The sequence below is a fragment of the Prevotella sp. E13-27 genome, from assembly GCF_023217965.1.
In the GTDB taxonomy this organism is placed as follows: Bacteria; Bacteroidota; Bacteroidia; order Bacteroidales; family Bacteroidaceae; genus Prevotella.
The window spans coordinates 1,077,786-1,098,746 of sequence record NZ_JALPSC010000002.1 but is presented as its reverse complement, the minus strand read 5'-3'; the positions used below and the strand labels follow the sequence as shown (position 1 = coordinate 1,098,746).

Annotated in this window: 20 protein-coding genes; 11 read left to right on the top strand and 9 right to left on the bottom strand. The window is 47.0% G+C overall.

Features of this window, described 5'->3' with window-relative positions; genetic code table 11:
* Positions 1 to 86 precede the first annotated feature (86 nt).
* Positions 87 to 2,111: an excinuclease ABC subunit UvrB gene (gene uvrB, locus M1L52_RS13765; RefSeq protein ID WP_248615610.1), complete on the bottom strand. Its 2,025-nt coding sequence runs from the start codon at positions 2,109 to 2,111 to the stop codon at positions 87 to 89.
* A 127-nt stretch (positions 2,112 to 2,238) separates the two neighbouring features.
* On the opposite strand from uvrB, the gene M1L52_RS13760 reads away from it, so the two are divergent.
* From M1L52_RS13760 to M1L52_RS13720, 9 genes are all read left to right on the top strand, one after another.
* Positions 2,239 to 3,066: an outer membrane protein assembly factor BamD gene (locus tag M1L52_RS13760; protein ID WP_248615609.1), complete on the top strand. Its 828-nt coding sequence runs from the start codon at positions 2,239 to 2,241 to the stop codon at positions 3,064 to 3,066.
* A gap of 16 nt (positions 3,067 to 3,082) precedes the next feature.
* The gene (locus tag M1L52_RS13755) at positions 3,083 to 3,421 is read left to right on the top strand and encodes a DNA-directed RNA polymerase subunit omega (protein ID WP_248615608.1); all 339 of its coding nucleotides are present in this window, start codon (positions 3,083 to 3,085) and stop codon (positions 3,419 to 3,421) included.
* A gap of 40 nt (positions 3,422 to 3,461) precedes the next feature.
* Entirely contained in the window at positions 3,462 to 3,908 is a 447-nt protein-coding gene (locus M1L52_RS13750) for a DUF4293 domain-containing protein (RefSeq protein ID WP_248615607.1), read from the top strand.
* Positions 3,909 to 4,056: 148 nt separating this feature from the next.
* Positions 4,057 to 4,662 carry a ribosome biogenesis GTP-binding protein YihA/YsxC gene (gene yihA, locus M1L52_RS13745; RefSeq protein WP_248615606.1) on the top strand — a complete coding sequence of 202 codons (606 nt, stop codon included), beginning with the start codon at positions 4,057 to 4,059 and terminating at the stop codon, positions 4,660 to 4,662.
* Positions 4,663 to 4,687: 25 nt separating this feature from the next.
* A complete protein-coding gene (gene abc-f, locus M1L52_RS13740; protein ID WP_248615605.1) occupies positions 4,688 to 6,544 on the top strand; it encodes a ribosomal protection-like ABC-F family protein in 1,857 nt (618 codons plus the stop codon).
* Positions 6,545 to 6,669: 125 nt separating this feature from the next.
* The gene (gene recR, locus M1L52_RS13735; RefSeq protein WP_248615604.1) at positions 6,670 to 7,284 is read left to right on the top strand and encodes a recombination mediator RecR; all 615 of its coding nucleotides are present in this window, start codon (positions 6,670 to 6,672) and stop codon (positions 7,282 to 7,284) included.
* A 38-nt stretch (positions 7,285 to 7,322) separates the two neighbouring features.
* Positions 7,323 to 7,766, top strand: a complete 444-nt coding sequence (locus M1L52_RS13730; RefSeq protein ID WP_248615603.1) for a hypothetical protein — start codon at positions 7,323 to 7,325, stop codon at positions 7,764 to 7,766.
* Complete coding sequence (locus M1L52_RS13725; protein WP_248615602.1) at positions 7,763 to 8,893, top strand: glycosyltransferase family 2 protein; 1,131 nt, start codon at positions 7,763 to 7,765, stop codon at positions 8,891 to 8,893. The genes M1L52_RS13730 and M1L52_RS13725 overlap by 4 nt, the downstream gene beginning before the upstream one ends.
* A 30-nt stretch (positions 8,894 to 8,923) precedes the next feature.
* Entirely contained in the window at positions 8,924 to 9,433 is a 510-nt protein-coding gene (locus M1L52_RS13720; RefSeq protein WP_248615601.1) for a GNAT family N-acetyltransferase, read from the top strand.
* Between the two features lie 31 nt (positions 9,434 to 9,464).
* On the opposite strand, the gene M1L52_RS13715 is transcribed toward M1L52_RS13720, so the two are convergent.
* From M1L52_RS13715 to M1L52_RS13685, 7 genes are all read right to left on the bottom strand, one after another.
* The gene (locus tag M1L52_RS13715; RefSeq protein ID WP_248615600.1) at positions 9,465 to 10,493 is read right to left on the bottom strand and encodes an asparaginase; all 1,029 of its coding nucleotides are present in this window, start codon (positions 10,491 to 10,493) and stop codon (positions 9,465 to 9,467) included.
* 50 nt (positions 10,494 to 10,543) lie between these two features.
* Positions 10,544 to 11,605: a porin gene (locus M1L52_RS13710; protein WP_248615599.1), complete on the bottom strand. Its 1,062-nt coding sequence runs from the start codon at positions 11,603 to 11,605 to the stop codon at positions 10,544 to 10,546.
* A gap of 64 nt (positions 11,606 to 11,669) precedes the next feature.
* A complete protein-coding gene (locus M1L52_RS13705) occupies positions 11,670 to 12,722 on the bottom strand; it encodes a sugar kinase (protein WP_248615598.1) in 1,053 nt (350 codons plus the stop codon).
* Between the two features lie 63 nt (positions 12,723 to 12,785).
* Positions 12,786 to 14,999: a RelA/SpoT family protein gene (locus M1L52_RS13700; RefSeq protein WP_248615597.1), complete on the bottom strand. Its 2,214-nt coding sequence runs from the start codon at positions 14,997 to 14,999 to the stop codon at positions 12,786 to 12,788.
* Complete coding sequence (locus M1L52_RS13695) at positions 15,000 to 16,283, bottom strand: O-acetylhomoserine aminocarboxypropyltransferase/cysteine synthase family protein (RefSeq protein WP_248615596.1); 1,284 nt, start codon at positions 16,281 to 16,283, stop codon at positions 15,000 to 15,002. It lies immediately after the preceding gene.
* A gap of 198 nt (positions 16,284 to 16,481) precedes the next feature.
* Complete coding sequence (locus M1L52_RS13690; RefSeq protein ID WP_248615595.1) at positions 16,482 to 17,324, bottom strand: prephenate dehydratase; 843 nt, start codon at positions 17,322 to 17,324, stop codon at positions 16,482 to 16,484.
* Between the two features lie 345 nt (positions 17,325 to 17,669).
* Positions 17,670 to 18,134: an NUDIX domain-containing protein gene (locus tag M1L52_RS13685; RefSeq protein WP_248615594.1), complete on the bottom strand. Its 465-nt coding sequence runs from the start codon at positions 18,132 to 18,134 to the stop codon at positions 17,670 to 17,672.
* A gap of 772 nt (positions 18,135 to 18,906) precedes the next feature.
* Between M1L52_RS13685 and M1L52_RS13680 the strand changes: the two genes are divergently transcribed.
* Both M1L52_RS13680 and M1L52_RS13675 read left to right on the top strand, forming a co-directional pair.
* Positions 18,907 to 20,091 carry an AAA family ATPase gene (locus tag M1L52_RS13680; protein ID WP_248615593.1) on the top strand — a complete coding sequence of 395 codons (1,185 nt, stop codon included), beginning with the start codon at positions 18,907 to 18,909 and terminating at the stop codon, positions 20,089 to 20,091.
* Between the two features lie 12 nt (positions 20,092 to 20,103).
* Complete coding sequence (locus M1L52_RS13675; protein ID WP_248615592.1) at positions 20,104 to 20,685, top strand: RloB family protein; 582 nt, start codon at positions 20,104 to 20,106, stop codon at positions 20,683 to 20,685.
* A gap of 10 nt (positions 20,686 to 20,695) precedes the next feature.
* Here the strand turns inward: M1L52_RS13675 and M1L52_RS13670 are convergent, their stop codons facing one another.
* A complete protein-coding gene (locus M1L52_RS13670; protein ID WP_248615591.1) occupies positions 20,696 to 20,836 on the bottom strand; it encodes a hypothetical protein in 141 nt (46 codons plus the stop codon).
* Positions 20,837 to 20,961 lie beyond the last annotated feature (125 nt).

The window sequence follows — 20,961 nt, the reverse complement described above, 5'->3', positions numbered from 1 at the left end:
TCTTTATATTAATAATGTGTATTCTTACTATTTCAGTTTTTATTATTACTGTTTTCTATTTCGAGTCTTTCTTCATTCAGTTTTCTCTATTTCAGTTCAAGCTCGTTTTTCAGACGTATAATCTCGTCTCGATACTGGGCTGCTTGTATGAAGTCCATTTGTCTGGCAGCCTCTTTCATCTTGTTCGTAGTCTCGATGATGAGTTTCTCCATCTGAGGCCTCGTCATGTGTTCTATGATTGGGTCGGCTGCTATGCTGCTGTTTGAAGAACCAGTATTGAACGAGCGCTTGAGTTCTTTGATGTCGGCACGGTCGTCGGCAGACAATACGCTCTGTTTCAGCGACTTGACAATCTGAGTAGGAGTAATGCCGTGCTCCTCGTTATAGCGCAACTGTTTAACGCGACGACGATTAGTCTCGTCAATAGTGAGCTGCATGGACTGAGTTATTCTGTCAGCATACATTATTACCTTTCCATTAACGTTTCTTGCTGCTCTTCCTGCTGTCTGTGTCAGACTGCGATGAGAGCGAAGGAATCCTTCTTTGTCAGCGTCGAGGATTGCAACGAGTGACACCTCAGGCAGGTCAAGACCCTCACGAAGAAGGTTGACACCGACGAGCACATCATATACTCCGTTTCTCAGGTCTTCAAGAATCTTTACTCTGTCAAGTGTTGCGACGTCGCTGTGAATATAGGCCGTCTGAATGCCGTGATTCATCAGAAACTCCGTAAGTTCCTCTGCCATTCGTTTGGTAAGCGTGGTAACAAGAACGCGCTCCTTGCGCTCTATGCGTAGGTTTATCTCTTCGAGCAAGTCGTCAATCTGATTCTCTGACGGACGCACCTCTATTTCTGGGTCGAGCAGTCCTGTGGGGCGTATCACTTGTTCTACGACTACACCTTCAGCCTCCTGAAGCTCGAAGTCAGCAGGAGTGGCAGAAACATATATTACCTTATTAATTTGTTCTTGGAACTCTTCGAAGGTGAGTGGACGGTTGTCGAAAGCTGCAGGCAGACGGAAGCCATATTCCACGAGATTTGTCTTTCTCGCTCTGTCGCCACCATACATCGCTCCGATTTGTGGTATTGACACATGACTCTCATCTACGATAAGCAGATAGTCGTCAGGGAAGAAGTCGAGCAGACAATAAGGCCGTTCGCCAGCCTGGCGTCCGTCGAAGTAGCGCGAGTAGTTCTCAATGCCAGAGCAATGTCCAAGCTCTTTAATCATCTCCATATCGTACTCCACGCGTTCCTTTATTCTCTGAGCTTTTATGTCGTCTCCAATTTCTGTGAAGAATTCAATCTGCTTAGTCAGGTCGTCCTGTATGTCGTGAATGGCTTTGTTGGTCTGTTCCTGAGTAGTCATGAACAGGTTGGCAGGGTAGAGCTTGTATTCCTTAAAGGAAGCCTTTCGCTGAAGAGTTAAAGGGTCAAGCTCTTCAATGGAGTCAATCTCGTCGTCCCAGAAAACTACACGCAGAACAGTCTCGTTATATGCCATGTAAATGTCAACAGTATCACCTTTCACACGGAAATTTCCTCTTTCAAGAGTGATGTCGTTTCTGGTGTATAGAGCCTGCACGAGTTTTCTAAGAAGAGCGTTGCGACTAAGTATTTCGCCGACGTGGATTTCTATAATATTTTCCTCTAATGCAACAGGTGATCCCATGCCGTAAATGCATGAAACCGATGATACAACGACTACGTCCTTTCTACCTGACAATAAGCTAGATACAGCTCTTAGACGGAGGCGGTCTATCTCTTCATTTATTGCCAAGTCTTTCTCTATGTAAGTGTCTGTATGAGGAAGGTAGGCCTCAGGCTGATAATAGTCATAATAACTAACATAATACTCTACCGCGTTTTCTGGAAAGAAGCCTTTCATTTCCTCATAAAGCTGTGCAGCAAGAGTCTTGTTGTGTGAGAGTATCAGAGTGGGGCGTTGATAGTTGTTTATGACGTTAGCCATAGTAAAAGTCTTACCACTGCCCGTAACGCCTAACAACACCTGTGATCGCTCGTTGCGATTCAGTCCTTCAGTTAGTTGGCGTATGGCTTCTGGCTGGTCACCTGTTGGCTTGTATTTTGAAGTAAGTTTGAAATCCATAAACACTAAATCGTCTGCAAAATTACATATAATCTGTGAAAACTAGTGCTCAAGCGGTTAAAAAAACTATAAAACGCTTTGTTTTTCGAGAATAAATAAGTAATTTTGCACGCTAATTTGTAGAAAAATGAAGAATAGTATTTTCATCATAGCTTGTTTCGCTCTGCTTGTTTCAGGATGTGCTAACGAGTTGAACAGGGTTTACAAGTCCACTGACTATGATTTTCGCTACGAGTATGCAAAGCAGTGCTTTGCACAAGGCAAATATGGCAATGCGGAAAATCTGCTTATTGATTTGATAACGTTGAAGAAAGGTACTGACGAAGCTCAGGAGTCTCTTTATATGCTGGCTATGTCGCAGTATATGAACAAGGACTACGAGACTGCGTCAGAGACTTTCCGTAAGTTCTATACCACCTATCCGAAGAGCATCTATGCAGAGCATGCGTCCTTCTATGTTGGTCAGTCTCTGTATATGGGTGCTCCAGAGCCTCGTCTTGACCAGACACCAACCATAGGAGCAATCAGCGCATATCAGACATTCCTCGACTTCTTTCCAGACTCTAAGCTGCGCTCTACTGCGCAGAATCGTCTCATGGAATTGCAGGACAAGCTGGTTATGAAAGAACTGCTTTCAGCAAAGCTCTACTATAATCTTGGAGGCTATTTCGGAAATGTGAACTCTGGAACTGAGAGTAACTATATTTCATGTATTGTTACAGCTCAGAACGCTTTGAAGACTTATCCGTTCTCGAAATGGCGTGAAGACTTCTCGCTGCTCATCATGAAGAGCAAGTTCTATCTTGCTGAGAACTCAACTCGCGACAAGCAGCTTGAGCGCTACAGAGATGCTGAGGACGAGTGCTACGGCTTCATCAACGAGTTTCCTGATTCCAAGGATAAGGAACTGGCAGAGAAATACATTGCAAAGTGTAAAAAAATAACAAAGGATTAATATATTTTTAGAAGACATGGATTACAAGAAATCAAAAGCTCCGGTTAACACCGTTACCCACAACATTATGGATTTGTGTGATGAGACAGGCAATCTCTATGAGAGCGTTGTCATCATCGCAAAGCGCGCAAACCAGATTTCAGTTCAGATAAAGGAAGACCTTTCTAAGAAGCTGGCTGAGTTTGCTTCTTACAACGACTCACTTGACGAGGTGTTTGAGAATCGCGAGCAGATAGAGATATCTCGTTACTACGAGAAGCTTCCAAAGCCAACACTTCTCGCTACTCAGGAGTTCATTGAGGGTAAGGTTTACTTCCGCGATCCTCTGCAGGAGAACCAGGCTGCTGAAGCATAAGAGTCATAAGACACTGTTAGTTTTCATTTGCTAAGATTCTATGATTCAACGCAAGCAAACGCTATTCTTGCTCGTAGCTCTCATACTTACTGTCATTTGCATGTCAACACAAGTGGCTGCATTATACAATGATAGTGGAAGTGAGCTTGCTCGTATATACAATCTGTGGTTGACTGACGGACAGGGAAATCATTCCTTTCTGTCAGCCCCTCTTTTTGTATGCCTATTGACATCTTCGGTATTAAGCGTTGTCACAATCTTCCTCTACATGAAGCGCAAGCTTCAGGCCGCCCTTTGCATGGTAAACATCATACTGCTTGTGTTGTGGTACATCGGGTTGGCTGTATTGCCACAGCAGACAGGAGGAAACATGGTTCTTTGTTGGCCAGCTGTACTTCCTGCATGTGCTATAATTCTTTCATTTATGGCACGCAAAGGCATTCTGGCAGACGAGAAGCTTGTGCGTTCGCTTGACCGTATAAGATGACTATAGATTATATAGGCAAGAAACCTAAAAGTGATTGGTAAGAACTCATAAGGCGTTTAGTAAGAACACTCGAAGCGTTTAGTAAGAACACTCGAGGCGTTTGGTAAGAACGCAAAATCTAATTAGTTAAAACTCAAGGTTTATTCTTATGGAAGTTAAAACGGCAGAATTTGTATTGTCAGCCCCAATGGTATCTCAGTGTCCTGCAGATACTAAGCCTGAATATGCCTTTATCGGCCGTTCTAATGTTGGAAAGTCGAGCCTTATAAACATGCTCGCTCGCAACAAGAAGCTGGCTAAGACATCGGCTACTCCAGGCAAGACTCTTCTCATAAACCACTTTATTATTAATAAGGAGTGGTATCTTGTTGACCTCCCAGGCTATGGCTATGCCAAGCGTTCAAAGAAGGAGGTGGCACGCCTTGACCAGATGATTCGTGGCTATATCCTTGGTCGCGACCAGCTTGTCAACGTGTTTGTGCTTGTTGACATTCGCTTGGAGCCTCAGGCTATAGACCTTGAGTTCATTAACTGGTTAGGAGTATCGAGCATTCCGTTTGCCATCATCTTTACAAAAGCCGACAAGTTGTCAGCTTCAAAAGTAAAGACAAATGTTGCGGCCTATGAGAAGAAGATGCTTGAGACTTGGGAAGAGATGCCTCCTTATTTTATTACTTCTTCCGACAGCAAGCAGGGGCGCGACGAGGTTCTCGATTATATTGAGCAGATAAACAAAGAATTATCAAACACTTAATACCATTCGGTTTGGTTGAAGTTCTATGCCTAAGGAAACTCCATACTTAGATGTCCAGAACCTAACGAAATCGTTTGGGTCATTACTTCTTTTTGAAAACATAAACTTCTCCATAGCAGAAGGACAGAAGGTGGGACTCATTGCCAAGAATGGTACTGGCAAGTCAACGCTTCTCTCCCTGCTGTCTGGAAAGGAAGGCTATGACGAAGGTTCCATCATCTTCCGTCGTGACCTTAAGGTTGGCATGCTTGAGCAATCGCCGGTCTTCGATCCTGAAGAGCGAGTGCTCGATGCCTGCTTCCGCTCTGCCTATGGTCGCTCGTTTGACCTCGACCATTCGGAGGATGCCGAAAAGGTGTTGAAGGCAAAGCAGATTCTGACCCAGTTGAAGATTCGTGATCTTCAACAGCCTATGGGACAGCTTTCTGGTGGTCAGCAGAAGCGTGTCGCTCTTGCTCATGTGCTTATTCAGGAGCCCGACTTGTTGATTCTTGACGAGCCTACCAACCATCTCGACCTTGAGATGATTGAGTGGCTTGAAGGCTTCCTTAACAGAGGGCGCAAGACTCTGTTGATGGTTACCCACGACCGATATTTCCTTGATCGTGTGTGCTCCGTCATTCTTGAACTCGATGACCGCACCATCTATACCTATCGTGGCAATTATGCCTACTATCTTGAGAAGCGTCAGGAGCGTATTGATAATCGTAGGGCAGAGATAGCTCGTGCCAACAACCTTTATCGCACAGAGTTGGACTGGATGCGCCGTCAGCCTCAGGCTCGAGGCCACAAGGCGAAGTATCGCGAAGATGCTTTCTACGAGCTTGAGCGTATCGCCAAGTCAAGGATTGAGGAACGTCAGGTGCGACTGAAGGCATCTAATGTGTATATTGGTTCGAAGATTTTCGAGTGTCAGTATATTTCGAAGAAGTTCCCCACTTCTGTGAGCAATGGTGAAGACGGCAGTTCTGAGATTACCATTCTGAAGGACTTCTACTATAACTTCTCGCGTTTCGAGAAGATGGGCATCGTTGGAAACAACGGCACAGGCAAGTCAACATTCATAAAGATGCTTCTCGGCTTGCAACAGCCCGACGAGGGACGTATCGTTATTGGCGACACCGTTCGCTTCGGCTATTTCTCTCAGGAAGGTCTGAAGTTTGATGAACAGCAGAAAGTCATCGATGTGGTTCGCGAGATAGCCGAATATGTTGATTTAGGTTCTGGACGCCATCTCACGGCAAGCCAGTTCCTTCAGCATTTCCTTTTCACACCTGAGCAGCAGCATAACTATGTTTATAAGCTGTCAGGTGGCGAGCGCCGTAAGCTCTATCTATGTACGGTTCTCATGCGCAATCCAAACTTCCTTGTTCTCGACGAGCCTACCAACGATTTGGATATCGTTACGCTTCAGATTCTTGAAGAGTATCTTCAGGATTTCCCTGGCTGTGTCATAGTAGTGTCTCACGATCGCTATTTCATGGACAAGGTCGTTGACCACCTTCTCGTCTTCAGAGGCGAGGGTGTCGTGAAAGACTTCCCAGGCAACTATACGCAATACAGAGAGTGGGAGACGCTTCAACCCAAGGACGAGACCACCAAGGCAAAGTCGTCAGCAAGTGAAGACAATAGTGGTGCAACGAGAGAGAAACAGCCAGATGCTCGTCCACGCCGACTCACTTTCAAGGAGAAGCGCGAGTTTGAGCAGTTGGAGAAAGAAATTGAGGAGCTCGAGCAGGAGAAGAAGCATATTGAGGATGCCCTTTGTTCAGGCACACTCGCTGTAGATGAGCTGACTGCTCTGAGCAAGCGACTGCCTGTTCTTACTGATACGTTAGACGAGAAATCCATGAGATGGCTGGAGCTGTCGGAGTTTGCTTAGGCTGTTCCCGATAGTTTCAGAAAGCATTTTAAAATTTCAGAAAACGCTCTAAATAGTTCATAAAGCTTCCTTAAGGCTACAAAGAAATAAAATAGATATTGACAAAAAAAAGATAAAAAATAGAGATGCAGCAACAATATCCTTCACGTCTGTTGGAACGTTCAGTTCAGGAGTTCGCCAAACTTCCAGGAGTAGGAAGAAAGACGGCTCTTCGTCTGGTGCTTCACATGTTGCGCCAGTCAGACGATGATGTGGAGAAATTTGTCAGCGCCCTCTCTACTATGAAGAAAGAGGTGAAGTTCTGTCGTTGTTGCCATAACATAAGCGACACCGATGTGTGTTCCATCTGTAGCGATTCGCGTCGAGATTCATCTACGATATGTGTCGTTGAGAATATTCAGGACGTGATGGCCATTGAGAACACCCAGCAGTTCAAGGGCCTCTACCATGTTCTTGGTGGCATCATCTCGCCTATGGACGGAATAGGCCCCTCGAACCTCGAGATTGATTCCCTTGTAGCTCGTGTTCAGGAGGGTGGGGTGAAAGAAGTCATTCTTGCCCTTAGTCCTACGATGGAGGGCGACACCACCAATTTCTACATTTTTCGCAAGCTTGCCGACTACGATGTTAAGCTTAGCGTTATAGCCCGTGGTGTTAGCGTTGGCAATGAGCTTGAATATACTGACGAGATAACCCTTGGACGCTCAATACTCAATCGAACGCCATTCAATGGAAAGTAATATAAAAATATGTATAGACAATTATAACGATTCGCAATATGATAGATAATGAGATAAAAACGCTACAGACAATATTCTACGCATTATTCAGCGGAGTGTTGACATTTTTTGCCATAGTAGAGTTCGTCATTGGTGACATGTTCTCTTCTTCAATAACTGTAGATGCCCCAACACTCGATTTCGCTTTTGAGAGTGGTCTTGTCATTATTACTCTTGGCGCAATATATCTTTCGCTTCGTCTTCCAAAGATAAAGATGATTGAGAAAAAGCTTATTGCCGACCCGATAGCAAAATTCCGCGAATACAGCATAGTTAGATTTGCTATGTTAGAAGGCGTAGCCATATTGAACATAGTTTCCTACATGTGCTTTGGAAACAGCTCTTATGCTTGGCTTGCCACAATAGCCTTGCTCGCGAGTCCTTTCATCTATCCCACAAAGGAGCGATTCTATAACGAAACTCATTTTGAAGAGCAGAGATGAAGCTTAGTGTTATCATAGTCAACTATAACGTGCGCTACTATGTTGAGCAATGCGTCAACAGCGTAGAGCGAGCCACGAGGAATATTGATACTGAGATATTCATCGTCGACAATGATTCGCGCGACCATTCCGTGCATTATCTTCACAATCGTCTGAAAGACAGAGTGGAGATTATTGAGAGTAGCTATAACCTTGGTTTTGCGCGAGCCAACAACATGGCTATTCGCCAGTCTGATGGCGATTATATACTTCTTCTCAATCCAGATACCATCGTTGGCGAAAACTCCATAAAGACTGTTTTAGACTTCATGGAGAGCCATCCTAAAGCAGGTGGAGTAGGTGTTAAGATGCACAACTCCAATGGTAGTCTCGCAAAGGAGTCGCGTCGCGCCATTCCTACGCCTTTCGTGTCGTTGCTTAAGATGCTTGGCCTTTCCACTCGCTACTATATGAGCCGTCTCTCTTGGGATGAGCCTGGACAGATTGAGATTATCAGCGGAGCGTTCTGCATGGTTCGCAGAGAGGTCGTTGACAAGATAGGCGGTCTCGACAAGGACTTCTTCATGTATGGCGAGGACATCGACTTTTCCTATCGCATACTGAAGGCTGGCTATGAGAACTGGTATGTTCCTGCAAACATCTTGCATTACAAGGGAGAGTCAACCCAAAAGACGTCTTACCGTTATGTCCATGTGTTCTATCAGGCAATGATAAAGTTCTTCCGCAAGCACTATGGTCACCTGTCTTTCCTTATTACCATTCCCATCAAGCTTGCCATCTACCTTCGTGCCTTCCTGGCTTTGTTGACTATGGAATATGTACACCTTCACAAGAAGCTTGGTTTGACGTTTAACGAGGGTTTCTCTACGATTTTCTGTTTCGTAGGCTCCAGTGGCATGCTGGGCGAGTGTAAGAAAATAGCACGTCGCAAGGGTCTTGAAGCCTCGTTCTGCAAGTCGCTTGACGACATTCAGCCTTGCGATGTTCTTGTCTATGATACAGAGATGTTCAGCTACGAAGAGATTATTAAGCATGCCAACAAACATGCCGGCAGCTTCAATATAGGTACTTATAGTCGTCGCAATCACATACTGATTACTCCTACCGAGGTAATCGTTGGTTCATAATAATTATCCCTAACATAAATCAGTACTGTTATGAAGCACGTGAAGCTACGGGCACTTGAGCCGGAAGATTTGGATTTGCTCTATCGTATTGAGAACGATAAGGAGTTGTGGGACATCAGCACCACAAATGTTCCTTATTCACGTTTCCTGCTTCACGAATACATTTCCAATGCAACTGGCGACATCTATGCCGACGGACAGGTGAGACTGATTATTGAGGATGAGGATAAGACAACCATAGGTGTTGTTGACCTTACGAATTTCGATGCCCGAAACAATAGGGCAGAGTTGGGGCTTATCATTGAGAAACCCTATCGAAATCAGGGCTACGGCATGTCTGTCCTTAATGAGATAACTAGCTATTGCTGCTCTGTTCTTCATCTTCATCAACTGTATGTCATTATCGATGAAGATAACGTTGCCTCGCTTTCATTATTTGAGAAATATGGTTTCCAGAAGACAGCAAAACTGCCCGACTGGCTTTTCGATGGGAAAAACTATCGTCAGGCAGTTATGATGCAGAAGATTCTCGCGCTTTAAACCGTTTTCTCTTCTCTAACTAAATTTCTAATTAAACCGTTATCTCTCCTCTAATGCTTCTTTGCATGTAGCGTCTTATCTGTTCTGGGTCGTCATATTGCGACTGCAGGAACATCAGTTTCGTTACTGCACTCTCCACCGTTGAGTCAAATCCGCTCACCACTCCTGCCTCTTTCAGCTGGTAGCCGGTGTCGTAGCGTCCCATCTCCACTCGTCCTTCCAAGCATTGGCTAATATTGATGATGACCTTGCCTTTCCTCGTGCCTTCTTTCAGCGCACTTATCAGCCATGGGTTCTGTGGCGCGTTGCCTGAGCCGAAGGTTCTCATCACTATGGATTTCAGGTTTGGCGTTGCTATGATGTGGCGTATCAGGTCTTCGCGCACTCCTGGGAAGAGTGAGAAGATAATTACGTTGTTGTCAAGCTTGAAATGAGGTGTCATCGGCTTGCTGAAGTCTGGCTTCCTTATCATCTCTTTGTGGTAGGTGATGTTCACTCCGGCTTCCACCAGATGCGGATAGTTAAACGACTCAAAGGCGTTGAATCCGTCGGCGCTCTGCTTCGTAGTGCGGTTGCCTCTCAGCAGATGTCCGTTGAAGTATATTCCAACTTCAGGCACAATGGCTGTTCCGTCCTGATTCTTTGCCGCAGCTATCTCAATGCTCGTTATGAGGTTCTCCTTGCCGTCGGTGCGTAGCTGTCCTATGGGTAGCTGCGACCCTGTGAAGATGACAGGCTTTGTGAGGTTCTCAAGCATGTAGCTCAGCGCCGATGCCGTGTAAGCCATTGTGTCTGTTCCGTGCAGCACCACGAATCCGTCATAGTTGTCGTAGTTGTCGGCTATCACATGCGACAGGTCTGTCCAGCGCATGGGTGACATGTCGCTTGAGTCTATTGGCGGCAGGAACTGATAGGTTGATATCTCTGTGTCAAACTGGTTCAGTTCAGGAACGTTGCTCAGCAGGTGCTCGAAGTCGAATGGTTCGAGCGCCTTTGTTCGCGGGTTGCAGTTCATGCCAATCGTTCCGCCTGTGTAGATGAGAAGTACCTTTGTCTGCATGGGAGTTGTTTCTTTGTTTTATTGCGACATAGCCGCAATATACTTTACGATTAGAAGCGGAAATCGAGCTCCACGTCAACCATGTTGTAGTTCATGTGGTTCTTGCGCTCGTTCACGCGAGCATACTCGAGGTTCAGCTGCAGGTTCTTTGTGAACACATAGTCAGCGCCAACCTCATAGAAAGTCTTGCTCGACTGCCAGTCCTTCTTGTCGCGATATAGGTCATAGCGAGCCTTCACGTGGAACTTATTCTTGATGACAGGAGCTATGCAGAGCGCATACACACCGTCGGCCTTGTCGCCATCCTTCATATTTGCGCCAAAGCCCTGGCTGTGAATATACTCTGAACGAAGAGTCCAGTCGTCCTTAGCATATTCGGCCGAGATGGCGTAGCGATTCTTTGACACGCTGCGTTTTGTCTTTGCGCCAGCCAGGTCAGTTATCTCCATATAACGTGAACCTGTCCATCCGAATGCTCCTACGCGCAGTCCTTCTATTGGTGATACCCAGAATCCTCCGATGATGTCCTTGCGATTGTCTTTATCCTTCTGATTGATGCCCTCACCGTTGAACACACCTACCTGATAGTGCAGCAAGCTTCTGTCGCCAAACCACAGCAGGTCACCCTGAACCTGCACGCCTAAATCGCGTCCGTTGCTGCCATGTTCGCCAGTGCGGTCAGAGAATCCGGCCAGCTTGCTTACGTTCTGTGAATAGCTCATGAATCCCTGTGTGATAGGATGCATGGGGTTCTCAAAAGTGAATGGGCGCTTGAACTGACCAGCCTTAACTTTGAAGAACTCATACTTCTGCCACTCTCCGAAGAGGTCTACGAGTCGTATGTCGGTCTTCGACTTGTCCGGATCGTATGTGTTACCGTTTATCTGCATCTGTGCCTTCCAGTAGAAGTCCTTGTGAGCACGTCCTTCGAGAGCCATACGCACCAGTCTGAGGTTAAAGCCGTTCTCCTCAGAGTTTTTCTTGTCCGTTCCCTGATACTGCACCATTCCGTATCCGCTGAACTTCACGTTCTGGAACCAGTTGTTTGTCTGTGCGCTGATGTTGCTTGTCGTTGCGCCAATCATCAGCATGGTGAAAAATAGTTTCTTCATTTTTACTTGTTTTTATTCTTTTTACTTATCTATTAGGTCTATTGTTGATATCTTATTTCTCTGATTACACCGTTGTCTTATACAGCGAGTTCAGTCCGAACTGATGGTTCACCACTGCCATTATCTCGTCGTCTGAGGCGAGGTTGAAGTCACCAGGTATGGTGTTCTTCATTGCAGCAGCTGCGAGTGAGTAGTTCAGTGCCATGTTGTCATCGCCAGGGAAGGCGTAGTATGAGTGAAGCAGTCCTGCCATGAACGCATCGCCCACGCCCACTGGGTCCACCACGTCGGGTATGTCGTAGATGGGCGCTTCGAGCAGCTTGCCGTCGGTCCAGAGTAGGGCGGTGAGCGTGTGATGGCTCGATGCCACCATGTTTCTCATTCCCATGAGCCACTTCCTACAGCGCGGATAGTCGCGATGCAGCTCGTCGAACCACTCCCTATATTCGTCCATCTGCATCTCGAAGTTTGAGTCTATGGCAGTAAACGGTGGCTGCTTCCTCTCGCATATCCATTCGAACTCAATAGCGTCGCCAAACATCATGTCGCATCGGCTGAGCATCTTCTTCAGCGTTTCACGTGCGTCGGCACCATATTTCCACAGATTCTTGCGATAGTTTATGTCGTAGGACACCATCACCCCAAGCTCATCGGCTATGTCGAGCGCCTCGAATGTTGCGTCGGCAGCATTCTGCGATATGGCGGCCGTAATGCCCGATACGTGTAGCACGTCGGCATCTTTCAGAATCTCTCGCCAGGGAATCATGCCAGGCTTCAGCTCATAGTATGCAGAGCCGTTGCGGTCGTAGATCACTTTCGAAGAGCGCATACCTGCAGCCGGTTCGAGATAGTAGGTGCCTATGCGCGAGCCTCCGTAGAGCACTCGTCGTGTGTCCACACCGAGTTGCATGAGGTTCTGCGATGCAGCGTGTCCTATGGCGTTGTCGGGCAATCGGGTGATATACTCCACGTTATCGCCAAGCGTAGCCAGCGACACAGCCACATTTGCCTCGCTGCCACCATATTTGCTTGTGAACATGTCCCCTTGAGTAATTCTCATGTGGTCGAGCTTTGAGAAGCGTAGCAGCAACTCTCCGAAGGTAACTATTTTTGCCATTTTTTCTTTCTTTCGTTTATTCGTTTAAACGGTTAAACGTTAAAACGATTATTCGATTTTTTTTTAAATTCTCTCCACCTGCTTCACGCCTTTCACCGTGCGCAGTTTCTTGATGAGTGTTTCCAGTCGCGTATTGTCGTTTATCATGATGACCAGGTTGCCCCTGAACAGTCCGTCGTTAGAATCGATGTTGATGCTTCTGAGCACCAGCTTCTCGTCTTTCGAGATGATGCTTGTCAGATTGTTCACTATTCCCAGGTCATCGTTGCCTATCACGCGCAGGGTTATGCTGTATTGCGAACCGCCTTTTCCGCTCCATTTGGCTTTCACTATGCGGTAGCCGAAGCGTCGTTTCATCTCTGGCGCATTAGGACAGTCGCAGCGGTGAATCTTTATACCTCCGCCAGCCGTGACGAATCCAAAGACGTCGTCGCCATAGATTGGGTTGCAGCAGTGGGCAAGATGATAGTCCACCCCCTTGAGGTTCTGGTCTATCACGAGCACGTCCTCGTTCTGAGTCGTTGTTGGAGCCACGCGCTCATCGAATACGAACTCGTCGGCCGAGCGTGCCTGATTGTCGCCTGTTACGACTTTCTCGCCCTGTTGCAGTTCGAGATATTTGTCTATGATGACACCCACATCGAGTGTCTCGCTGGCTATGTCGCGATAGAAGTCGCTGGCCTCTTTGTAGCCCAGCTTCTTCATTGTGCGCATCATGAGGCTCTCGTCCTGTTCAATCTTTCTGTTCTTGAACTTTCGCTCGAGCATCTCCTTCACCATCAGGGCCTCTTTCTGCTGAGTCTCCTTCAGGGCCAGCTTTATCTTCGCCTTGGCTCTCGATGTCTTGACTATGTTCAGCCACTCCTGCTTAGGCTTCTGCTGCGACGATGTGAGTATCTCTACCTGGTCGCCCGAGTGCAGCTCCTGACGGAATGTTACCACCTTATTATTTATGCGCGCGCCCGTACATGCGCTACCCACCTTCGAGTGTATGTAGTAGGCCATGTCGAGCACCGTTGCTCCTGTGGGGAATTTCAGCAGGTCGCCTCTTGGTGTGAACACATAGACCTCTTCGTCTTGCAGTTCCATTTTGAACTGATCCATAGCCTCCATGCCCTCGTTGGCGTTCTCCAGCATCTGGCGTATGCCTGTTAGCCATTCGTCCATGCCTCCCTCAGCTTTCACGCCTTTATAGCGCCAGTGTGCAGCCACGCCTCGCTCGGCTATCTCGTCCATTCGCTCTGTGCGTATCTGCACCTCCACCCATTTCTGCTGCGGGCCCAGCACGGTTATGTGCAGACTCTCATAGCCGTTGCTTTTCGGCACTGAGAGCCAGTCGCGCATGCGCTTCGGGTTAGAGGTGTACATATCGGTAATGATGGCGAAAGTCTGCCAGCAGCTCTGCTTTTCTTTTTCCAGCGGACAGTCTATAATGATGCGTATTGCAAAGAGGTCATATACGCCCTCGAAGGCACAGTGCTGCTTCTTCATCTTCTGCCAGATGCTGTGTATAGACTTTGTGCGCCCTTTCATGTGGAACTTCAGTCCTGCCGCCTTCAGCTTCTGCTCTATAGGTGTTATGAAGTCTGCTATATATGCTTCACGTGCCTCTTTCGTAGCGTTGAGCTTCTCTTTGATGTGGTAGTAGGCGTCGTGCTCCATATACTTGAGCGACAGGTCTTCCAGCTCGCTTTTCAGCTTGTAGAGACCGAGCTTGTGGGCGAGTGGTGCATAGAGATATGCAGCCTCCTGACTCACCTGCATCTTCGCCTCGTCGTTATCCGTGTCGCGTATCTGTCGCATGAGGTTCACGCGGTCGGCAATCATGATGAGGATTACGCGCATGTCTTCTGCAAACGACAGCAGCAGGTTTCTGAAGTTCTCGCTTTCTATGACGGGATTCTTCTTGTAGAGCTCCTGTATTCGCTCAAGTCCGTGAAGAATCCTTGCCACTGATTCGCCATATTTCTCCTGCACTTCGTCGAGCGATATCACGCTCTGTTCCATGCTTGGCCGCAGCATGACAGCCAGCACGGCATCGCGACGCAGTCCTATCTCCTCTACAACAATCTTCGTTGTCTGCAGAGCCAGCAGTATGGGGTTCAGTCCGAACACGTCGCGTTGCACCTGGCCTTGCTCTATCACCGTCATTATGTGGCTGCGCAGCAATGCCTCTTCCTCAGCGCTCAGACTGCTTGATGTGAGTTCCTTTACTTCGTTGTAGAGCTTCAGAGCAGCCTCTCGCTCTTCTGATGTAAAATGAAGTCTGTCTGTCATTTAAATATTGTTCAGTGCCTGTTTGATGTCGGCCAGCAGGTCGTTAACATCCTCGATGCCTACTGACAGACGGATAAGGTCGGGAGCCACTCCTGCCTCGCGCAGCTGTTCGTCGCTCAGCTGACGGTGTGTGTGGCTTGCTGGGTGTAGCACACAGCTGCGTGCGTCGGCCACGTGGGTCACTATGCTTATCAGCTTCAGCGAGTCCATGAATTTCACAGCTGTCTCGCGAGTGCCTTTCAGTCCGAAGGCCATCACTCCGCATGAGCCGTTAGGCAGATATTTCTCTGCCAGCGTGTGAGCCTCGTCGTTCTTCAGTCCGCTGTAGTGAACCCATGCCACGCGCTCGTCTTGTTCCAGGAATTCTGCTATCTTCTGTGCGTTCTCGCAGTGGCGAGCCATGCGCAGGTGGAGCGTCTCCAGTCCGAGGTTCAGCAGGAATGCGTTGTGTGGCGATGGTATTGAGCCGAGGTCGCGCATCAGTTGTGCCACGAGCTTTGTCATGTATGCCATCTTTCCGAATGCCTTCGTGTATGTCAGTCCGTGATATGACTCATCAGGAGTTGTCAGTCCAGGGTAGCGGTCTGCGTGAGCATCCCAGTCGAAATTGCCGCTGTCAACCACGCATCCTCCTACCTGAGTGGCGTGACCATCCATATATTTCGTTGTGGAATGGGTCACTATGTCTGCTCCCCATTCGAATGGACGGCAGTTTATTGGGGTGGGGAAGGTGTTGTCAACAATGATGGGTACTCCGTGACTGTGGGCTATACGTGCAAACTTCTCTATGTCGAGCACCTTGCAGCCCGGGTTCGAAATTGTCTCGCCGAAAAGCGCTTTCGTGTTCGGACGGAATGCCTTGCTTATCTCTTCCTCAGAAGCCTCGGGGTTCACGAATGTGCAGTCTATGCCCAGCTTCTTTATTGTTACTCCGAAGAGATTATATGTTCCGCCATAGATCTCGTTGGAAGCCACGATATGGTCGCCAGCCTCGCAGATGTTGAATATGGCGTAGAAGTTGGCAGCCTGTCCGCTCGATGTCAGCATGGCACCTACGCCACCTTCCAGTGCAGCAATCTTCTTTGCCACGGCATCGTTGGTAGGGTTCTGCAGTCGGGTGTAGAAATAGCCTTCTTTCTTCAGGTCGAAGAGGTCGGCCATCTCCTCTGTATTGTCATATTTGAATGTGGTGCTCTGATAGATGGGCAGCACGCGTGATTCTCCGTTCTTAGGTTCCCATCCGCCCTGTACACAGATGGTTGCTTTGCTTAGCTTCTTTTCCATGAGTCTGTTCTAATTTTTAAGTTATGTTTTTGTTGGTTATTGTCAACGCTTCATTTTGCTTTGCAAAATTACATGTTTTTTCCGACATTAGCGAATAATCGCTGCAATTTTTATTCTAACCTCTCGCTCGGCGCGAAGCGACGCTTTGCTTGCAAAGAACCTCTCACCTCTAACCTCTTACCTCTCACCTCTAACCTCTCAGTTCGTCTGTTTCCCGTCTTTGTATTCACCAAGTATCTTCAGTTCCCTTGTCAGCGGTATTATTGCATCAATGGCCTGTCGGTATCTTGTCAGGTCGTCATACATCACATCGACATAGAACAGATATTCCCACTCTCGGCCAATGATGGGCAGCGACTGAATCTTCGTGAGGTTTATCTTGTAGAAAGACAGTATGGCCAGCACATGCGATAGCGATCCCTCCTCGTGTGGTAGCGAGAAGACTATGCTTGACTTGTTCGACTCTGTCAGACTACGCAGCATGTCGGCCTTGTTGGGGTTCGACACCACGAGGAATCGTGTGAAGTTGTGCTTGTTGTCCTCAATATGGTCTTCCAGCACCTTCAGTCCGTAGAGCCGTGCAGCCTCGGCATGACAGATGGCAGCCCATCCGTGCTTCTGACCCTCGGCAATCATCTTTGCCGAACCAGCCGTGTCCTCTGCCTCCACATGTTTTATCGAGGGGTGTTGCGACAGGAAATTGCGACATTGCATCAGGGCCACGGGGTGGGAGTGTATCTCGCTTATGGTTGACCAGTCGTCGTCGGGCATACAGCATATACAGTGGGTTATGTGCAGTTTGTGCTCGCCCACCACCGTTGTGCCACTGTCGCGCAGCAGCTCATAGTTGTGCAGCAGCGAGCCGGCAATGGTGTTCTCTATGGCGAGCATGCCAATGGCTGTAGGGTCTTGCTTTATGCTTTCAAACACCTGCTCGAATGTTGAACAGCATATCAGCTGTATCTGCTCTCCCTCGAAGTAGAGGTGTGCTGCGATGTCGTGGAACGAACCAATCAGTCCCTGAATTGCAATTCTCTTCATTTTTCTTTTCGTTTTAATTAAAAAGCCCCGCTTTCACTCAATGTGAAGCGGGACCTTGATTCTTTATTCATTCTTAAGTTGAAATTTTTCACGCAACTCCCCGCTTCACAATGTCCTTGTAAAGAAAAAGAAGCGGAAAAACATGGTGTTCAACTTATTCATTGTCTAGTCTCTTTTTGCTTATTATTTGCTTAGCGGCTTCAAAATTATCACTTTTCCGCGAAACAGACAAATAATCTTCAAGAAAAAAGTGTTTTGACTACAGTTTTTTGACTTCAGACTACAGACTTTAGCCTATAGACTATAGACCGAGTTGTTTATTGCGAACTACAAGAAGCAGTTCGATTAAGTGTCCGTTTCTTGGCAGTATAGCAAATACTGAATGTTATATAAAAGCTTAATTGCGTCCGCCATGATATCTGAATGGTCAAAGGCGAGGGTAGGGAGTGCGTTGATAGGGAACCATGCAGCATTGGCTGCATCGTCCTGACCTTTCACGTCCAAAGGACTGTCAACGATTGCTAGATACGCAACTGTAATCGTTCGTCCTCGTGGGTCACGGTCCACCTTGGAGTATGCACCAATCTGATGTAGGTTGGAAATCTTCAGACCTGTCTCTTCCTCCAACTCTCTGATAGCGCATTGCTCTGTAGTCTCATCCATATTCATGAACCCACCAGGGAATGCCCAGCAACCTTTGTATGGGTCAATGCCTCGCTGGATAAGCAGCACCTTTGGCTCAGCTTCCTTCGTTATTACCACGCAGTCCGCAGTAACTGCTGGTCTTGGATATTTATATGTATATTCCATAGTCTTTTCAGTAATATACTTGCTCATTCGTCTTATATTGGAATGCAAAGGTACGAAGAATAATCGAGAAAAGTCTTTTTCATATCATTTGTTTAATATTGTACTAGCGAATAATTTAATTCTGATTGTTTCCCTGTATCGTTGAATCCTATTTGTCAGTGATCTTGTATCAAAGCTATCAATATAGGTTACTGTTACACTTCTCACACCCGATTCTGATTTAACATACTCTTTTTCTATATCATACTCTATTGTTCCCTCTGTATAATTATAGTCATAGCAGGAGGTGATCAATATAGATGATAGTAATAAAAAGATAACAGGTAAATTCTTCATTGTTATAGGTGTTCGTAATTAATATTTGATGCAAAGATACAAAAAAATCCGCCTACGACCAATAGGCGGATGAAGTTTTTTTGTTTTCGAAGACTTTTGGTCTGTACGACTCTGCTACTGGAGAGTACATATGAACGGACTGTTTGGAGCGTTACCTAAATCTTTTTCGATTAACTATTCACGTCAGTGGATTCTACTGGCGTGGTCTTCTGATAGTAGGCTTTTTCCAAATCGATGGTGATGGCGGGCAACACGGCGGCATCGTCGCAGGTGACGGCGGTACCCAGATTTCTATAAAATTGATGTTTTTACAATTTTAATCACTTAATTTGGTTAAATCATGCTAATTTTAAAAACAAAATTTGATTTTATGACGGGTTTGATGTCAACGAACGAAAATTATTCGTATCTTTGCGACGTAATTTCGCTCTTAGATATGCTACAAGAATTAAAGATAAAAAACTTCAAGTCGTTTCGTGACGAGGTGGTACTGAGTTTCGAGACATCAGGGAATGACAAATACAATAGTGTCGTGACCATGCCCGATGGTGTTCAGCTGCTACGCTTCGCTGTGGTGTTGGGTGCCAACGCCAGCGGCAAGTCAAATCTGCTTGAAGCCATCGACTTCCTTCGGGTGTTCTGGAATAAGATTCCGATGAAGAACGATGAGGGTACGGATGTGCAGCCGTTCTTGATGCAGCCTGACGCATTGAAATACGACACGGAGTTTGACGTAAAACTCTACGTCAATGGCATACGCTATTGGTACCAGTTGGTGGTCAACCCTGAGAAGGTGTGCAGCGAGGTGTTGTATGTCTATCTCAGCAACCGCCCCACCAAGGTCTTTACCCGTGAGGATGTCAACGGCATATCGAAGCTGACTTTCAACCCTGCCGCAGTCAAGCTCTCACAGGCTGAGATTGATGCGCTCTCTGTCAACTGTCTGCGTAACATGTCTATCCTGGCAGTGTTGAAGAAAGTGAATGTGGCTGTGAGCTACCTCGACGATATGCGCCGTTGGATTGACAGTCGCATGATGCCACTCATCAATGGTTCAGACACTGCTATCTCTGACACGACCAAGAACATGTTGTCGGAGGATTCTACGTTCAAGGAATATCTCATGCACTTTGTGAAGGAGGCAGACTTCAACATCTCCGACATCAAGATCAAGAAGATGGCTGCACTCTTTGGACACAAGGTGGAGACGGAGCGAGGCGAAGAGGATTATGTACTGCCAGAAAACAGCCAGAGTGCCGGTACGACTCGTATGGTGGAACTGGAATCTATCATCTACTCGCAACTGAAATGCCAAGGGTTGTTGTGTGTCGATGAGTTGGAGGCTTCTATCCATCCGAACCTGATGGAGTATATGCTTACCCTTTTCGTCAACAAGAAGGACAACCAGTCGCAACTAATTGTCACCACCCACTACGACCCCATCCTGCGAGATATTGATGACATCTTCGGCAAGGATTCCGTCTGGTTTACGGAGAAGGGCAAGGACGGCAACAGCAACCTGTTCTCTCTGGTCGAGTTCCGAGGGCTTAACAAACTGTCATCCATCCACCGTGCCTACATGAACGGGCAGTTTGGAGCGTTGCCTAACATCATCATGTAAGGAGGACTGTAAATGGCAAGAAAGACCCAGCAAAGATCACTCAGACAGCCTGAGATTACGATTATAGGCGAGGGAGCGACAGAACGCTTCTACTTCACCAATCTTCGTAGGCTCAAAGGCTACCGCTATACCTGCAAGCCTCGCAACTTCACAGAACAGTCATTAGACGAGATTCAGAAGCAAGTAGATAGAGTTTTGGCAGACCGAGGTATTGCTGTATGCGTGTTCGATACTGACATCACACGCAACAATCCTACGGAGCGTGCTAAGTTCGAGGCGCTATGCCAGAAGTATAAAGACCGTAAAGACGTTATCATCTGCGACAGTATGCCATCCATCGAGTTCTGGTTCCTGCTGCACTATCTGAACACCAACAGGTATTTTGCAACATCCGACGATGTGATTGACGTGCTTCATAAGTACATCCCCGACTTCTCCAAGCAAGAGAAGTTCCTCTCGAAAGAAAAATGGGTGGCAGACCTATTGGCAGACCACCGCCTTGAAACAGCCATCCAACGTGCTCAGGCATTTGGAACGGAGGGAGAATCATACAGCAATCTCCCCAAGGCTTTTGAGGTCATTGAAGACAAATAACTTGTTGTGATTATTTTTTCACGTCAGTGGATTCTACTGGCGTGGCCTTCTGCTGGGGCGGCTGGTCCTGCGTAGCGTCGTCTTTGCTACAAGCTGTCAGCAATAATGCAAAGAGCGGAAAGGCAGCGAGTCTGATATAGTTTCTTGTCATTTTCAGATTAATGTTAAGTTGTTAGCGTTCTTACTAATTGGTTGTGGTGATCTTTCTAAATGCTGCTTGCGTTCTTTCTAAACGCATTGCAAAGGTACGAAATAAATATGTGCCACGCAAGGATT

What these genes read in the sequence shown, in the direction of transcription:
- uvrB (WP_248615610.1), bottom strand. Translation starts at nt 2,111, where the DNA reads ATGGATTTCAAACTTACTTCAAAATACAAGCCAACAGGTGACCAGCCA.
- M1L52_RS13760 (WP_248615609.1), top strand. Translation starts at nt 2,239, where the DNA reads ATGAAGAATAGTATTTTCATCATAGCTTGTTTCGCTCTGCTTGTTTCA.
- M1L52_RS13755 (WP_248615608.1), top strand. Translation starts at nt 3,083, where the DNA reads ATGGATTACAAGAAATCAAAAGCTCCGGTTAACACCGTTACCCACAAC.
- M1L52_RS13750 (WP_248615607.1), top strand. Translation starts at nt 3,462, where the DNA reads ATGATTCAACGCAAGCAAACGCTATTCTTGCTCGTAGCTCTCATACTT.
- yihA (WP_248615606.1), top strand. Translation starts at nt 4,057, where the DNA reads ATGGAAGTTAAAACGGCAGAATTTGTATTGTCAGCCCCAATGGTATCT.
- abc-f (WP_248615605.1), top strand. Translation starts at nt 4,688, where the DNA reads ATGCCTAAGGAAACTCCATACTTAGATGTCCAGAACCTAACGAAATCG.
- recR (WP_248615604.1), top strand. Translation starts at nt 6,670, where the DNA reads ATGCAGCAACAATATCCTTCACGTCTGTTGGAACGTTCAGTTCAGGAG.
- M1L52_RS13730 (WP_248615603.1), top strand. Translation starts at nt 7,323, where the DNA reads ATGATAGATAATGAGATAAAAACGCTACAGACAATATTCTACGCATTA.
- M1L52_RS13725 (WP_248615602.1), top strand. Translation starts at nt 7,763, where the DNA reads ATGAAGCTTAGTGTTATCATAGTCAACTATAACGTGCGCTACTATGTT.
- M1L52_RS13720 (WP_248615601.1), top strand. Translation starts at nt 8,924, where the DNA reads ATGAAGCACGTGAAGCTACGGGCACTTGAGCCGGAAGATTTGGATTTG.
- M1L52_RS13715 (WP_248615600.1), bottom strand. Translation starts at nt 10,493, where the DNA reads ATGCAGACAAAGGTACTTCTCATCTACACAGGCGGAACGATTGGCATG.
- M1L52_RS13710 (WP_248615599.1), bottom strand. Translation starts at nt 11,605, where the DNA reads ATGAAGAAACTATTTTTCACCATGCTGATGATTGGCGCAACGACAAGC.
- M1L52_RS13705 (WP_248615598.1), bottom strand. Translation starts at nt 12,722, where the DNA reads ATGGCAAAAATAGTTACCTTCGGAGAGTTGCTGCTACGCTTCTCAAAG.
- M1L52_RS13700 (WP_248615597.1), bottom strand. Translation starts at nt 14,999, where the DNA reads ATGACAGACAGACTTCATTTTACATCAGAAGAGCGAGAGGCTGCTCTG.
- M1L52_RS13695 (WP_248615596.1), bottom strand. Translation starts at nt 16,283, where the DNA reads ATGGAAAAGAAGCTAAGCAAAGCAACCATCTGTGTACAGGGCGGATGG.
- M1L52_RS13690 (WP_248615595.1), bottom strand. Translation starts at nt 17,324, where the DNA reads ATGAAGAGAATTGCAATTCAGGGACTGATTGGTTCGTTCCACGACATC.
- M1L52_RS13685 (WP_248615594.1), bottom strand. Translation starts at nt 18,134, where the DNA reads ATGGAATATACATATAAATATCCAAGACCAGCAGTTACTGCGGACTGC.
- M1L52_RS13680 (WP_248615593.1), top strand. Translation starts at nt 18,907, where the DNA reads ATGCTACAAGAATTAAAGATAAAAAACTTCAAGTCGTTTCGTGACGAG.
- M1L52_RS13675 (WP_248615592.1), top strand. Translation starts at nt 20,104, where the DNA reads ATGGCAAGAAAGACCCAGCAAAGATCACTCAGACAGCCTGAGATTACG.
- M1L52_RS13670 (WP_248615591.1), bottom strand. Translation starts at nt 20,836, where the DNA reads ATGACAAGAAACTATATCAGACTCGCTGCCTTTCCGCTCTTTGCATTA.